Origin of the sequence: Bartonella melophagi K-2C (assembly GCF_000278255.1) — a bacterium.
GTDB lineage: Bacteria > Pseudomonadota > Alphaproteobacteria > Rhizobiales > Rhizobiaceae > Bartonella > Bartonella melophagi.
Genome location: NZ_JH725081.1, coordinates 418,623 through 432,267, shown reverse-complemented (window position 1 = coordinate 432,267; position 13,645 = coordinate 418,623). Strand labels below are relative to the sequence as shown.

The window sequence follows — 13,645 nt, the reverse complement described above, 5'->3', positions numbered from 1 at the left end:
TGGACCCCTGCTCGGGGGGAGAGGCGGGTCCATACTGTGGGCGGACGATATGCCCAGACTCTGACCAGAAGACGGGTCCATACTCGGGGGAAGAGATGGACCCATGCTTTGGGCATTCAATGTGCCCAAACTGAGATCAGAAAATGGATCCATACTCGAAGGGGAGGGAGATGAACCCACACTTTGGGCACTCAATATGCCCAAACTCTGATCAAAAGCTGAACCCATACTCTGAGGGAGAGATGGATCCATGCTCTGGGCAACCCATGCGCCCAAACTGTGACCATAATATGAATTTAAATTGTGATCAGAAAATTGAATAGCATTTTGAGGTGTACTTTGAACAGGCCCCAAAAAACAAACCACCATAATTAATGTAAAAACGCAAGCATGCCAGAATGATAATTGATATAAAAAACCAACTTTCCAGCTCTTTTTGCGCCCAGCATGCAAAATCTTTTCTCCCCTAAATACTTGTTAATGATCTCTAACAGACCATTGATTTCACTTCTTTGACCACCATCCACCTACGGCTTTAATCCACCGCTTATGGATTTAACCCCCCTTTACGGAATTGATTGTCAAAACAACACGCCGATTTTGATTCCAACATGAATTATCATCACATACAGCAACAGGTCTTTCTTTTCCATAAGAAATTGTTCTCATCCGCTGTGAAGAAACCCCAAGAGAAACGAGATAATCGCGAACAGCAACAGAACGGCGCTGCCCAAGGGCTAAGTTATATTCGCGTGTTCCACGGTCATCAGCATGCCCTTCAACAGTAACAAAATAATGAGGATAACGCAACAACCACTCGGCTTGACGCTTCAAAACATGCTCAGCATCAGGCTCAATAGAAGAAGAATTAAGACTAAAGAAAACACGGTCTCCCACATTCACCATAAAATCTTGTGTTGAGCCACTTACAGCACTACTAAAATTTGCATCCCCCATAGAAGAATGCATGCCACCAGCCTCATTGAAATTCTTTTTGGCACAACCAACAACACTCAACAAGACAAAAAAGACCACAACCAGTGGACGACGAAACATGTTCTGGATAAACCCCATATGCTGATTCTCCTTAATAAAAAGCACCAAAGTTAAGGATTTTTACACATTATCCCCTAGAAATTTTCATCACAAAAAAGTAAATATTTGATTTAAAGCAACACTCCCTTTGTCATTTGCATATCTTTTTTTTGCATTTTCTCCCTTTTCGCAACCCTTTTCAAGCCTTTTCAACCTGCTCTTTACTCTTTTCGCGCACCTTTAGTGCTTTAACCCCTTAAAGCCCAAGGCCCTTTCAAGCTGCAATATTCTACACACTCATTTTAGTGATCTGAATGGCTTCTTAAAAGCATATTGAGTTTGGCAAAAATTATTAACATCAAGTTTTTGCCTACAATTGATTAACCCTTGATTCACTCAACATTGGCAATTAATTTCAACCTCACCAACATTTAAAATTACCCTCCTTTAAGATACGCCATCATTTGAAATATGTTATTACCTGAAAATGCACGATCATTTGATAACCGTCTCACTCGAAATTAGTGATCACTTGAGATGCGAAATCTTAAAACCCCTTTGCATAAAAATAAACCACTATAATGCCAAATAACGCTAATGTTCGCTACCGGAATGATCTTTTTTAAGCGCATTTAGTTTGGCAAAAACCTTATCAGCATCAAGATTGTTGTCCACAATTGGTTCATCCTCAACATTGGCAGCCGATTGAGACTCACCATCAAGAGCAAAATTTTCTGTCACTGATGCAGGAAGCAAAGTTTCACCTTTCTGTTGTGTAGGCAGAGAACGATTTTTTGCAACCCGTTGGAGCTCAATATCCAAATCAATTTGCAAGCACAAACCAAGTCCCACAGGATCAAGAGGAACTAAATTAGCACTGTTCCAATGTGTCCGATTGCGAATTTGTTCAATGGTTGTTTTTGTTGTTCCAATCAATCGTGAAATCTGTGCGTCTTTTAACTCAGGATGATTAAGCACTAACCATAAGATTCCATTGGGGCGATCTTGGCGTCGAGACAAAGGGATGTAGTGAGCGCGTTTGCGTTTTGGTGTTGGAATACGCACCCTTGATTCGCAAACCTTTAAACGTGCTTTTGGATCAGCCTCCACACGAGCAATTTCACTGCGTGTCAATTGTCCAGAACTAATGGGATCAAGACCTCTAACCCCATGAGCAGATTCACCATCAGCAATAGCTTTTACTTCCAAAACATGCAACTGACAAAATTCTGCAATCTGATCAAAAGAAAGTGCCGTGTTATCAACCAACCACACAGCTGTCGCTTTGGGCATCAAAAGTTTTGTTGCCATACTTTTACTATCCTTTTGTTTGCCTTTTTTAAGACTAAAGGCAAGTTACTGCCCACTTTAGGAACTCTGGGCGTTTATCTTTGAAATATACAATGGCTTATCACGGCTTCTAATGAAGAGCCATAGAGTAAACCATTTTTCCACGAAATCTCCTCTTTCATGAAACTGCCTTTATAGCGTGATTTTTTTACCACGACAAGACATCTTGTCTTTGGATGATCATAACAAGAGTGTATTTACCTTTGTCATGAATCTTCTTATAAGGTTTTTTTCAATCTGCGCACCCTATGCTGCAACGCAATATATTTTGCAAAATAATATATATCCATATATTATTTTCAAACAAGGTATATTTTGCCAGACAAGGTGTGTGATCGTCCAAACTGAAAGGGAAGCCATGGCAGGTCACTCACAATTTAAAAACATTATGCACCGTAAAGGGCGTCAAGATGCAATACGCTCCAAAATGTTCTCTAAGCTTGCGCGTGAAATCACAGTTGCAGCCAAACAAGGTGCACCTGATCCAGCAATGAACCCACGTTTAAGACTGGCTATCCAAAACGCTAAATCGCAATCCATGCCAAAGGATAATATTGAACGCGCCATTAAAAAAGCCTCAGGCGGTGATGTCGAAAATTATGATGAAGTGCGCTATGAAGGCTATGGTCCAGGCGGTGTTGCAATCATTGTTGAAGCTTTAACCGATAACCGTAACCGCACCGCTTCCAATGTGCGTGCTGCCTTTACCAAATCAGGCGGGGCTTTAGGGGAAACAGGATCTGTCAGTTTCATGTTCAACCGAATCGGTGAAATTATCTATAATCTTGAAGCCGGCACACCAGATACTATCATGGAAGCAGCCATTGAAGCTGGTGCTGAAGATGTCCAAACAGAAGAGGCTGGCTACCATATTCTATGTGCCTTTGAAAATATTGGTGAAGTTTCAAAAATATTGGAAGCAACACTTGGTGAAGCACAGTCCATTAAAACCGTTTGGAAAGCAACCACCCTTGCACCCGTAGATGAAGAAAAAGCTCTGTCTATCTTACGCCTTCTCACTACATTAGAAGACGATGACGACGTGCAAAATGTTTATGCCAATTTCGATGTCAGTGATGAAATTTTAGCCAAGCTATCTCCATAAATCATCACCTGCTCCACTACCACGAAGTTTGATTGAATGCATCAAAGAGTATCTCTTTGAAAGTAGTAAGGAATTTTTTAAATTTTTGTAATTTACACACTTGAGCATTTTAAATTGAGAATTTCCAATGCATGATATTAAACATTCAGTATACAAAAATCTCTCATCACACGCATATTCACCACATGCATAGAATTTTAACTGTTCATTCCTCCTTCAAACATTCAACTCTTCCCACGTGATTTCAACTCTCGCAAATCGCCTCAAACTTCACACACCCGTGCTCTTGAAAACGGATTTCACCTCTTGAAATCTCGAATGCCCCTCCCATATTACACGTCAAATCCACGTGCTCAAATGCACTCAATCCTCACCTTGCAAACTTCACAAATACTGTTTTTAGAAGTTGAATATTTTAAACGCCGAGATTACCAAAGCGATTTTTGAATTTAGAAACCCGACCACCACGATCAACCAATGTCTGAGAACCACCAGTCCACGCTGGGTGGGTTGTAGGATCAATATCCAAAGAAAGGGTATCTCCTTCTTTTCCCCATGTTGAGCGAGTCTCATATTTAGTTCCATCAGTCATAGCAACATAAATCATATGATAATCAGGATGAATATTCGCTTTCATACGGCATACTTTCGTTTTTATATAAAGAAAAAGCGTTGTTTTACTTTTTTAAGTGCGCTCGCTTCGTCTTTTTGATACATTAATTGAATTGCAATTCTTATAGCTGAGCGTATATAAAAAAACAAGTGTGCAAAGCCTATCAATCCATAAAGCCTTATAAAGACCATAAAGCCTTATAAAGAACAAGATAAAAAGGAATAAAATGAACAAGCACGCCCCCACAAAGCCATCAAATCATTCTGACAAATTTGCACAACCTCCTAAAAAAAGAGTTTCTTTTGCTTTGCTTGCAACTTTTGCTCCTTATATTAAACGCCACCATTGGCTTGTTCTTTATTCCTTTGTAGCTTTATTTATTGCCGCTTCTGTCACATTGGCCTTGCCTCTTGCTATTCGTCAAATGCTTGATCACGGTTTTTCCGTTTCAAGTCACGGTAATATTAATTTTTATTTTGGCATTTTATTTGTATTAGCCTTACTTTTAGCACTTGCTTCAGCATGCCGTTATTATTGTGTCATCACATTGGGCGAGCGCATTGTTGCTGATTTACGCCGTGATCTTTTTGTCCACATCACACAACTTTCACCTGCTTTTTTCGACCATTCTCGCTCTGGTGAAATTATGTCTAGGCTTTCCACAGACACAACACAAATTAAAACAGCTGTTGGGTCAACAACCTCGACAGCTCTGCGTCATCTCATTGTGGTAATCGGCGCAATTGTGATGATGGTCATCACCAATCTTAAACTATCTCTTCTTGTTGTTCTTGCCATCCCCCTTGTTGCCATTCCATTGATTATCTTAGGACGTAAAGTCCGCCAGCGCACACGCACCGCGCAAGATTGTTTAGCAGATGCAAACGCTCTTGCCTCTGAACAGATAAACGCTATTCGAACTGTACAAGCCTTTACATCCGAGAACTTTATTTCTGCTCGTTTCACATCTCTTATTGAACGTGCTTTTCAAACAGCGCAATTGTCTGTGGTTTTGCGTTCTTTTTTCACCGGTTGTGCGATTTTCCTAGTTTTTGGAAGCATTGTTGCCGTCTTATGGATCGGCTCACGTGATGTTTTAAATGGCACCATGTCTGGCGGTACACTTGGTCAATTTGTTCTTTATGCAATTTTCGGCGCCATGACCTTTGCACAATTATCTGAACTTGGTGCAGAATTAGTACAAGCAGCAGGTGCAACAGAACGAATTGCCGAATTGTTGCAAGAAAAACCAACCATCACAACACCAGATTCCCCTTTGCCCTTAGCTCACCCCGTTCAAGGAGCTATTGTTTTCAATCAGATTGATTTCAACTACTCCTCCAGACCCCAAGAAAAGGTTTTGCAAAATTTATCCTTTTCCATCAAAGCCGGTGAAACTGTTGCTTTTGTAGGTTCCTCAGGAGCAGGAAAAAGTACTCTTTTTTCTCTTATTTTGCGTTTTTACGACCCCCTAAAGGGGCAAATCCAATTTGATGGCGTTGACCTTAACCGCCTTTCTCTTTATGATTTACGCTCATCAATTGCTTATGTCCCGCAAGAGGTTGTTATTTTTGAAGGCACACTGCGCGATAACATTATCTTTGGTACAAAAGATACTGATGAAGCACAAGTCATCGCCGCAGCAAAAGCAGCAAACGCACTCGAATTTATCGAATCTCTTCCAGAAGGTTTTAACAGCCAAGTTGGAGAACGTGGAATTATGCTCTCTGGTGGGCAAAAACAACGCATCGGCATCGCACGAGCGATTTTAAGAAATGCCCCGCTATTACTCCTTGATGAAGCCACATCAGCTTTAGATGCACATAACGAAAGACTCGTGCAAGAAGCCTTAGAAGGGCTCATGCACAACCGAACAACATTGGTGATAGCACACCGTTTAGCAACAGTTTTAAAAGCAGACCGCATCCTCGTGCTCGATAAAGGAACCATCATTGAAGAAGGAACCCATACCCAATTGATTGAGCAAAATGGGGTTTATGCACATTGGGCTCAACTGCAATTTTCACCAGACCAACAATCATAAAAGATTTTTTAAATATCCAGAAGTCTTAAAGCACGTCAAAACATAGCACTCAAATAATCTCAAAACATTTAGAGTGCTATCAACCATATCCGCCCACCATAGGCTCTATCAACAAATACCCCTTACGAATTCCAACCAACGCTGAAAACTAGGCACCCCCTACCATCATCTCGCACAAAAATGGATAAGCTCTTCCCCTCTCATCTTATGAACTCACACGCTTGACGCACATCTCAATTGCCAGTTATAATCTGACTTTTCACACACCTTTTTTAAGGGTTTGACTTAATTGGGCATGAATAAATTCATTACCAGCGATGATGTTTTTTGTGCCAAACATAGCACTCCCACCATTTTTGTCGCTGACAAAACCACCCGCTTCACGAATGATGATGATTCCAGCAGCCATATCCCAAATTTGAAGATTATCTTCCCAGAACCCATCTGTTCTTCCTGCAGCCACATACGCCAAATCAAGGGAAGCCGCACCAAAACGACGAACACCAGAAACTTCACTCATCACATTGCGCAACTCAACAAGATAGTGTTCATGATTGCACCCTCCAAAATGGGGCATTCCTGTTGCAATTACACATTCCCCCAATTTACGCCGTGCCGCTACACGGCAGCGCCGATCGTTTAAAAAAGCTCCACACCCGCGTTCAGCTGTAAAAAGCTCATCTAAAATAGGATTATAAATCACACCAGCAACGATCTGCCCTTGACGTTCCAAAGCAATAGAAATAGCAAAAAAAGGAATACCATGTAAAAAATTTGTTGTACCATCTAAAGGATCAACAATAAAACGGTGTTGGGAATCTTCTCCAATAATTTCTTCTGATTCTTCCATTAGAAAACTAAATTTAGGCCGTGCCTTTATCAATTCAGAAAAAATAATCTTCTCAGCTTTGCGATCTGCCTGGCTCACATAATCAGCCGGCCCCTTTAAAGATACTTGTAAGTTTTGAACCTCACCATAATCACGCACCAAAGAGCGGCCAGCCTTAAGGGCAGCTTGAACCATGATATTCATGATCGCAGAACGTGCCATATTTTATCCCTTTTCATTCGTGCGACGCACATAAATTAATTCATTGGTGTCAACAACAACACGTTCCCCAACCTGAATGAAAGGTGGCACGAGAATACGAATACCATTTTCTAAAATCGCGGGCTTATAAGATGAGGTAACAGTTTGCCCTTTAATTGCAGGTTCAGCCTCAGCAATTGTCACAACAACCTGATCAGGCAGCGATATGCCAATTGGTTTTTCTTGATAAAGCTCAACAGTGACAACCATTCCATCTTGTAAAAAAGCAGCGCGATCACCGACAAAGTCTTTGTGTAATTCAAGCTGTTCATAAGAACTTGAATCCATAAAAATCAACATATCACCTTGCTCATAAAGGAATGTGAAATCCTTTTGTTCAAGCCGCACTCTCTCAACAGTCTCAGCAGCACGAAACCGTTCATTAAGTTTTGTCCCATCAATCAAGTTTTTCATCTCAACCTGGTTAAATGCACCACCTTTTCCTGGCTTGACAGCATTGCATTTAACAGCAACCCACAAACCTCCTTGATGTTCGATAACATTTCCAGGGCGAATTTCATTACCATTAATTTTCATCGTGTATATTCCATTTGATCCCTTTAAAGAAACCCATTAATCTTTCTAGATTTTATCTGACTTTTTCAAGCCATTGCATCTTTTAAAGCTTCATTAAGCTTCATTTTATTTTTTCAAATCATTATTATTTTCTCAAACCATCATGGTTTTTAAAGCCTCATTTGGTTTTTTCAAATAAGAATCGTTGTGTACCTTAGCTTTTCAGCTTTTTGCAAGGCTATAAAGCACCTTGGCAAAAAACCTTGAATAATTTTGCAAAAAAACACCCTTATACAAACAATCACCTTATAGGATTTGCAAAAACCACTTTTATGAAAATTACTCAAAAATGATTTGGTGAAAATAATCTCTTAAAACCATCAATCGATCTTCACCCAAAATGCGCTTAAAGAACAGGTATGAATGCGATCGCTTTTTGTTCTGCTTCCTTCAATTGAACCTCATCCATCCCTTCGAGCATCACTTCAAGATCAGAAGCCTGCACTTTCGCCTTCTTTGCCACCATATACCATGCAGCAGCAGTAACAATATCACCTTCTACCCCTATTGCATCGCGATAAAGCCTTGCTAGATTAACCTGTGCCACCGCAACCATTTTAACGGCATTGTCAAACAGCAAATAAAAAGCCCGTTTAAAATCGGTTTCCCCACCACGACCTTCAATCAACCATTCTGCCAACAGCATTTGAGCCATAAGGTGCTTATTTTGGGCTGCAACCTCAATCAATCTTCGTGCGTTATAATCATCTTTTGGTTTTGTTAAAGTTCCCTCAGACAAAATTTTTGCAGCAGCAAAAGCAGCCTCAGGATCACCAAGAGCAGCACCTTTTAAAAACAACCTCAAAGCCTGTTCTTTTGCTTCATCTTGTTGGTTTTGTAAAGTCACACCCTTAAGATTGTTTTTTTCATCGAAAGCTTTATGAAGAAGAATTTGCCCATAATAGAAATAGGCTTCCCTCACACCAGCATGCAGTGCTTTTTGAACAAATTCTACGCCACACTCTTTGTCTTTTGTGACAAAGGTCCCATTAAACAACATAAGACCATAGCGCAGTTGTGCTTGTGGGTCCCCGTGTTTTGCAGCGCTTCCAAACCATAAAGCAGCACGCTCACCATCAAAGGGAACAGCATATCCTTCCATATACATTTGACCAATCAAAGTTTGCGCAGCTGGATCATTGTATTCAGCACGTTTGAGTGCTCTATGGAAAGCTTTTAAATAATCGCCTTGCATATAATAATCATAGGCTTCATCATATTGGCCTGCTTTTAATATTTGAGCAGAACTCTCACGATCTTGGCTCTTTACAGTGTTTTCAGGCACCTTTAGAGTGGATTTATCTGGTGATTCTTCTGTCTCACTAGATTCAACTTCAATATCCTGTGCTTCTTCTCCAACAGGGTCTGCAACAGCAGATAAAGACAAAAAAGCTGTAAAAATCAACACACACGCAAACACTTTACTCATGAGATGCCCTCTGCCCGCTAATTATGGATATCCTTATCCCTTCCCTATAAAGGGCGATTTTTGCATTTTTCTTTAACCTTATCAAGTATAATAAAGGGGTGATCATGAGCAAAAATCATCTCTTCAATGGCAATAAATTCGCATGCCGTCTCTAAAGCTTCATCAATAGTTGCAAGATCACTGCCTGCTTGAATAATAGCAGGCACTTCCATAATCTCAGCCCACCATTTTGCTAATGCAATATTTCGAGGATGGGAGGATGGTTTTTTATCAGCACCTAATTTCCCAAAAAACACATAATCAACCCCAGCCTCAGCAACACTCATAGCACAATGACGTGTTCGTAAATTCCCAAAACCAACTATTTTTTGGTTTTTTTTCTGATTCTCCAACACGTCAAAAACATCAAAACCACCCTCCAAATGCACCCCATCAGCTTTAATTCTGCCAGCAATACGGCTATCTTCAGCAATAATAAGGGCAGCACCATTGTGTTGAATATCATCAGCATACATCTTGGCACTATTTTGTAAAAAAGCACCATCGCCCTGATCAACAAATGAGTCATATAAAATAATGCAAGCAAAGGACTTTGTTTGAAAAAGCTGGCGTAAAAATGCAGGCTCAATAACACGCCGAACATCCAATGTTAGAACCAACTGAGGAAAAGAACAATGTTCAATTGGTTTATTTTTCTGATGGACCATACAGCCTCCCTTAAAAATTAAATTAAATAAAGATTTATTTTATCATCACGCTTTGTTAAAGGCAGATTATCCCTTTGATCATGAAGAAGGATTTTTCGATGGCGCATCATAGCACTTCCCCTTACGATACACTTCCTTCAAATTATGAAAAGCATAGCCCCCCTTTATCTTACCGTGATACCCGTATTGATGTATTGCGTTCTTTAGCTCTGTTGATGATTTTCATCAACCATATTCCTGGAACATTTTATGAGCATCTCACACACAAAAACTTTGGTTTTTCTGATTCGGCAGAAATATTTGTTTTGCTTTCAGGCGTTGCTCTTGGATTAAGCTTTCATACTCACGCCCTCAAAAGCTGTTTTACTTCATATATGCACAAACTTTGGAAGAGAGCTTTTGTGCTCTATAAAGCACATCTTTTTACCACCTTTACCACATTAGCCCTCTTTTTGGGAGCCTCTGTCCTATGGCACTCAGAACAACTTTCATCTCAGAATAATGTGGGTATATTTCTAACACAACCTTTCATCACATTTTTAAGCATTTTAAGCCTTGGCCACCAACTAGGCTATAATAACATTCTTTCTCTTTATATTGTTTGTATGTTATTTGCTCCTTTTGCCCTTTATCTTACAGAAAAACATAAAGGTCTTCTCCTTTTTATATCATTGATGATATACCTTATATGTGGCTTTTATAGCATTGCACCACCCTCTTATCCACTCCAAGGGCAATGGTTTTTAAATCCTTTATCGTGGCAGTTTCTTTTCATTATCGGATTAACAAGCGCTGTATATCTCAAACAAGGAGGGAAAATCGTCTTTCGTCCTCTGATTGTGATTTCCTCAGTAAGTTATCTTGTATTTGCATTGTTATGGGTGCGCTTAACATGGTGGGGAAGTTTTGGATCGTCTGACTGGTCTTCACCGCTTACGAATTTTAATAAAACGTTCTTAAGCCTTCCTCGTTTAGTGCATATTCTGGCCTTAGCGTCTTTGATCCTTTGCCTTCCCTGTTTGCATGAGCAATTTCACGTCTCCACAAGAAACCCCTTAGCCATTTTAGGAAAACAGAGCTTACCAGTTTTTGTCACAGGCACCATTTTTGCAATGTGCGGACAAATTTTCAAAATACTAACAACAAGCACATTTTTTTCCGACACTCTTTTGATGATAAGCGGTATTGCAATACAATTTGCTGTAGCATACTATTATGAAAATCAAAAAACGCATCGTCCTGCACCTTCCAAAAGATAAAACAAATTTATAAATATTTATAAATACTGTCTATCTTGCTCATTAACCTTAGCATAAGAAGTGTATTGCGCAATTGTCTTTAAAAAGGCATCTTCTATAACAATGAGTCTTTAAATCGGTCTTTAGTGTCATTATTTTTCTCATATCACAGTTTGGAGTATAAAGACGTGAATGCACATGAACCTTCAAAAGATAAAACCATTATCATGATGGAACACGATGCTTTTGAAAGTGTTTTTAACCGCCTCTATGAAGAAACGATGGACCTTATTGAAAAAACAGCAGATTATATCGATAAAGAAGGTAAATGTGCTGCTCGTCATTTTTCAGTCGAAACTTCTGCACTTTATGCAAAAGAAGCGATGTATTTAAGTACACGGCTAATGCAAATCGCCTCTCGACTTTTGCTTTTTCGTGCAGGACGTGAAGGGGAGATGTCTTCTGAACAAATACAAAAAGAGATTGCAAAAATTTCTCTTCATACACCATCACTAGGGCCAGAAACCGCTCATTGGACAGAATTGCCAGAAATTTTCCGCTACTTTGTAGCACGTTCTCTGCGTTTAGAAGAACGTATGCGCCATGTCAGTTATGATATCGATCAAGCCTCTTGCAAAACCTTAAAAAAGAACAATCCTGTAAGCAAACAAATTCAATTGCTCAAACGTGCTTTTCGACGCTCTTAAAAAACCTTGCCACCATTTTAAAAACCAGCTCCTCATCACCGCTACAAGCACTTTCAACCTTACACTTCCCCCTTCCCTCACCTCTTAAATGCCATTCCTCTTCCACCAACGCTCCCCTCAAACTCCTGACCTCTTCTCCCAAGCCATCTCCCCAATCTCCCACCCCCCACTCTCACACTAATACCTCCCCTCCACCGACACAGCTCAATCTTGCTCTGAACCTTCCTCCTATCAATCAAGCTTCATGCTCCTCCACGCCCTTGCTAAAAACGCCTCCACCAATGCTCCCAACCCTCACTACTTTAAGCTCTCCATTCCCTCTATCCATTCTTAACCTCCTGCCCTTTCCCATCACCTCTTCAAAATCTTGCCACCACTTTAAAAAACCAACTTCTCACCACCGTTACCGGCGCTTTCAGCGCTACACATTTCCCTTCATTAAGGAAGCCCAATTCTTTTTTACAAATCATTTTCATTACGCTCTTTTGGCATTTCATTGTATTCTTTTAGCGTTTTTACTGTATTCTTTTGGACTGTATTAATGTTTCTATGTTCTTTTTGTGTATTGCATCTATTCAAAAACAAAGAAATAACATAGGCTCAATCATATGGTAAAAGCGATTCGTATTATAGGCATCGATCCTGGACTACAACGAACAGGGTGGGGCGTTGTTGATTTATTAGGCAATCATCTACGCTTTATCGCATCAGGCACACTACGCTCTGATGCAAAAAGCCATCTTTCTTCCAGGCTGTGCCAACTTCACCAAGGGCTTTCTGATGTTGTGCATCGTTTTATGCCTCATGAAGCAGCTGTTGAGCATGTTTTTGTTAACAAGGATGCTACTGCCACTTTAAAACTTGGTCAAGCACGTGCTATTGCACTTCTCGTACCAGCCCAAGCAGGCCTTTCAGTTTCTGAATATGCTCCAAATACCATCAAAAAATCTGTTATTGGTGTGGGCCATGGTGCAAAAGAACAAATCCACATGATGGTTAAAACCCTTCTTCCACGTGCTGAATTTGATAGCAGTGATGCAGCTGATGCACTGGCACTGGCACTTTGCCACAGTACCCACCGTACTAACTTATCATACAGCTCACAAGGTTAATACATGATCGGCAAATTAAAAGGCATACTCGACAGCATCTGTGACGATCACATTATTCTTGATGTGCAAGGTGTAGGGTATAGCGTTTTTGTGTCAAACAAACTTTTATCTTCTTTACCAACCCTTGGTGAACACTTAAACCTGTTTATTGAAACGCATGTTCGTGCAGAAGCCATTCGCCTTTTTGGTTTTACCACAAAAGTTGAACGAGATTGGTTTTGCCTTTTGCAAAATGTACCAGGGGTAGGTGCAAAAGTTGCCTTGGCTATTTTAGGAACTTTATCACCTGGTGAACTTGCCCAAGCAATTGCATTAAACGACGTGGCAATGATCAAACGTGCTCCTGGAATTGGTCAAAAAGTCAGTGAAAGAATTATAAGCGAATTTAAAAACAAAGCACTGCCTTTTAATGAAGAGAGCAAAAACACCGCACATCTTGCTTCAAACCTTCAGACACAAGAAACCAATCAACCAGTCAACGATGCACTATCGGCCTTGATCAAACTTGGTTTTGAGCGTGATCAAGCAGCACAAGCTTTAGCTTCAGCACTCTCTAGCCTTGAAGAAGAAACTGTTTCTTCAGCACTTCTCATTCGCTATAGTCTCAAACTGCTGTCCAATTCATCCAACACAAGGTAA

The 13,645-nt window shown here is 40.2% G+C and carries 13 protein-coding genes; 6 read left to right on the top strand and 7 right to left on the bottom strand.

Translation table 11 applies throughout. The annotated features are described in order from the left end of the window. Window positions 1-555: 555 nt before the first annotated feature. Both pal and ME3_RS01745 read right to left on the bottom strand, forming a co-directional pair. Entirely contained in the window at window positions 556-1,074 is a 519-nt protein-coding gene (gene pal, locus ME3_RS01750; protein ID WP_007476554.1) for a peptidoglycan-associated lipoprotein Pal, read from the bottom strand. 555 nt (window positions 1,075-1,629) lie between these two features. Continuing rightward, window positions 1,630-2,346, bottom strand: a complete 717-nt coding sequence (locus tag ME3_RS01745) for a DUF1013 domain-containing protein (protein ID WP_007476553.1) — start codon at window positions 2,344-2,346, stop codon at window positions 1,630-1,632. A gap of 397 nt (window positions 2,347-2,743) precedes the next feature. Here ME3_RS01745 and ME3_RS01740 point away from each other — a divergent pair, with 397 nt between their 5' ends. Next, window positions 2,744-3,490: a YebC/PmpR family DNA-binding transcriptional regulator gene (locus ME3_RS01740; protein ID WP_007476552.1), complete on the top strand. Its 747-nt coding sequence runs from the start codon at window positions 2,744-2,746 to the stop codon at window positions 3,488-3,490. A gap of 415 nt (window positions 3,491-3,905) precedes the next feature. Here the strand turns inward: ME3_RS01740 and rpmE are convergent, their stop codons facing one another. Next, a complete protein-coding gene (gene rpmE, locus ME3_RS01735) occupies window positions 3,906-4,127 on the bottom strand; it encodes a 50S ribosomal protein L31 (protein ID WP_007476551.1) in 222 nt (73 codons plus the stop codon). A 202-nt stretch (window positions 4,128-4,329) separates the two neighbouring features. Here rpmE and ME3_RS01730 point away from each other — a divergent pair, with 202 nt between their 5' ends. Next, window positions 4,330-6,147 (top strand): ABC transporter transmembrane domain-containing protein, encoded by a 1,818-nt coding sequence (locus tag ME3_RS01730; RefSeq protein WP_007476550.1) that lies wholly within the window; start codon window positions 4,330-4,332, stop codon window positions 6,145-6,147. Window positions 6,148-6,406: 259 nt separating this feature from the next. Here the strand turns inward: ME3_RS01730 and ME3_RS01725 are convergent, their stop codons facing one another. The 4 genes from ME3_RS01725 to ME3_RS01710 form a co-directional block, all read right to left on the bottom strand. Next, window positions 6,407-7,198, bottom strand: coding sequence for an inositol monophosphatase family protein (locus ME3_RS01725; protein WP_007476547.1), 792 nt, complete (start codon window positions 7,196-7,198; stop codon window positions 6,407-6,409). A 3-nt stretch (window positions 7,199-7,201) separates the two neighbouring features. Next, the gene (gene efp, locus ME3_RS01720) at window positions 7,202-7,774 is read right to left on the bottom strand and encodes an elongation factor P (protein WP_007476545.1); all 573 of its coding nucleotides are present in this window, start codon (window positions 7,772-7,774) and stop codon (window positions 7,202-7,204) included. Window positions 7,775-8,159: 385 nt separating this feature from the next. Beyond that, the gene (locus ME3_RS01715) at window positions 8,160-9,242 is read right to left on the bottom strand and encodes a tetratricopeptide repeat protein (RefSeq protein ID WP_007476543.1); all 1,083 of its coding nucleotides are present in this window, start codon (window positions 9,240-9,242) and stop codon (window positions 8,160-8,162) included. 44 nt (window positions 9,243-9,286) lie between these two features. Further along, window positions 9,287-9,949, bottom strand: a complete 663-nt coding sequence (locus ME3_RS01710) for a thiamine phosphate synthase (RefSeq protein WP_007476541.1) — start codon at window positions 9,947-9,949, stop codon at window positions 9,287-9,289. A gap of 98 nt (window positions 9,950-10,047) precedes the next feature. Here ME3_RS01710 and ME3_RS01705 point away from each other — a divergent pair, with 98 nt between their 5' ends. From ME3_RS01705 to ruvA, 4 genes are all read left to right on the top strand, one after another. Beyond that, a complete protein-coding gene (locus ME3_RS01705; RefSeq protein ID WP_007476539.1) occupies window positions 10,048-11,208 on the top strand; it encodes an OpgC family protein in 1,161 nt (386 codons plus the stop codon). Between the two features lie 167 nt (window positions 11,209-11,375). Continuing rightward, window positions 11,376-11,894 (top strand): DUF1465 family protein, encoded by a 519-nt coding sequence (locus ME3_RS01700; RefSeq protein WP_007476537.1) that lies wholly within the window; start codon window positions 11,376-11,378, stop codon window positions 11,892-11,894. Window positions 11,895-12,502: 608 nt separating this feature from the next. After that, a complete protein-coding gene (ruvC, locus tag ME3_RS01695; RefSeq protein ID WP_007476534.1) occupies window positions 12,503-13,006 on the top strand; it encodes a crossover junction endodeoxyribonuclease RuvC in 504 nt (167 codons plus the stop codon). 3 nt (window positions 13,007-13,009) lie between these two features. After that, the gene (gene ruvA / locus ME3_RS01690; RefSeq protein ID WP_007476532.1) at window positions 13,010-13,645 is read left to right on the top strand and encodes a Holliday junction branch migration protein RuvA; all 636 of its coding nucleotides are present in this window, start codon (window positions 13,010-13,012) and stop codon (window positions 13,643-13,645) included.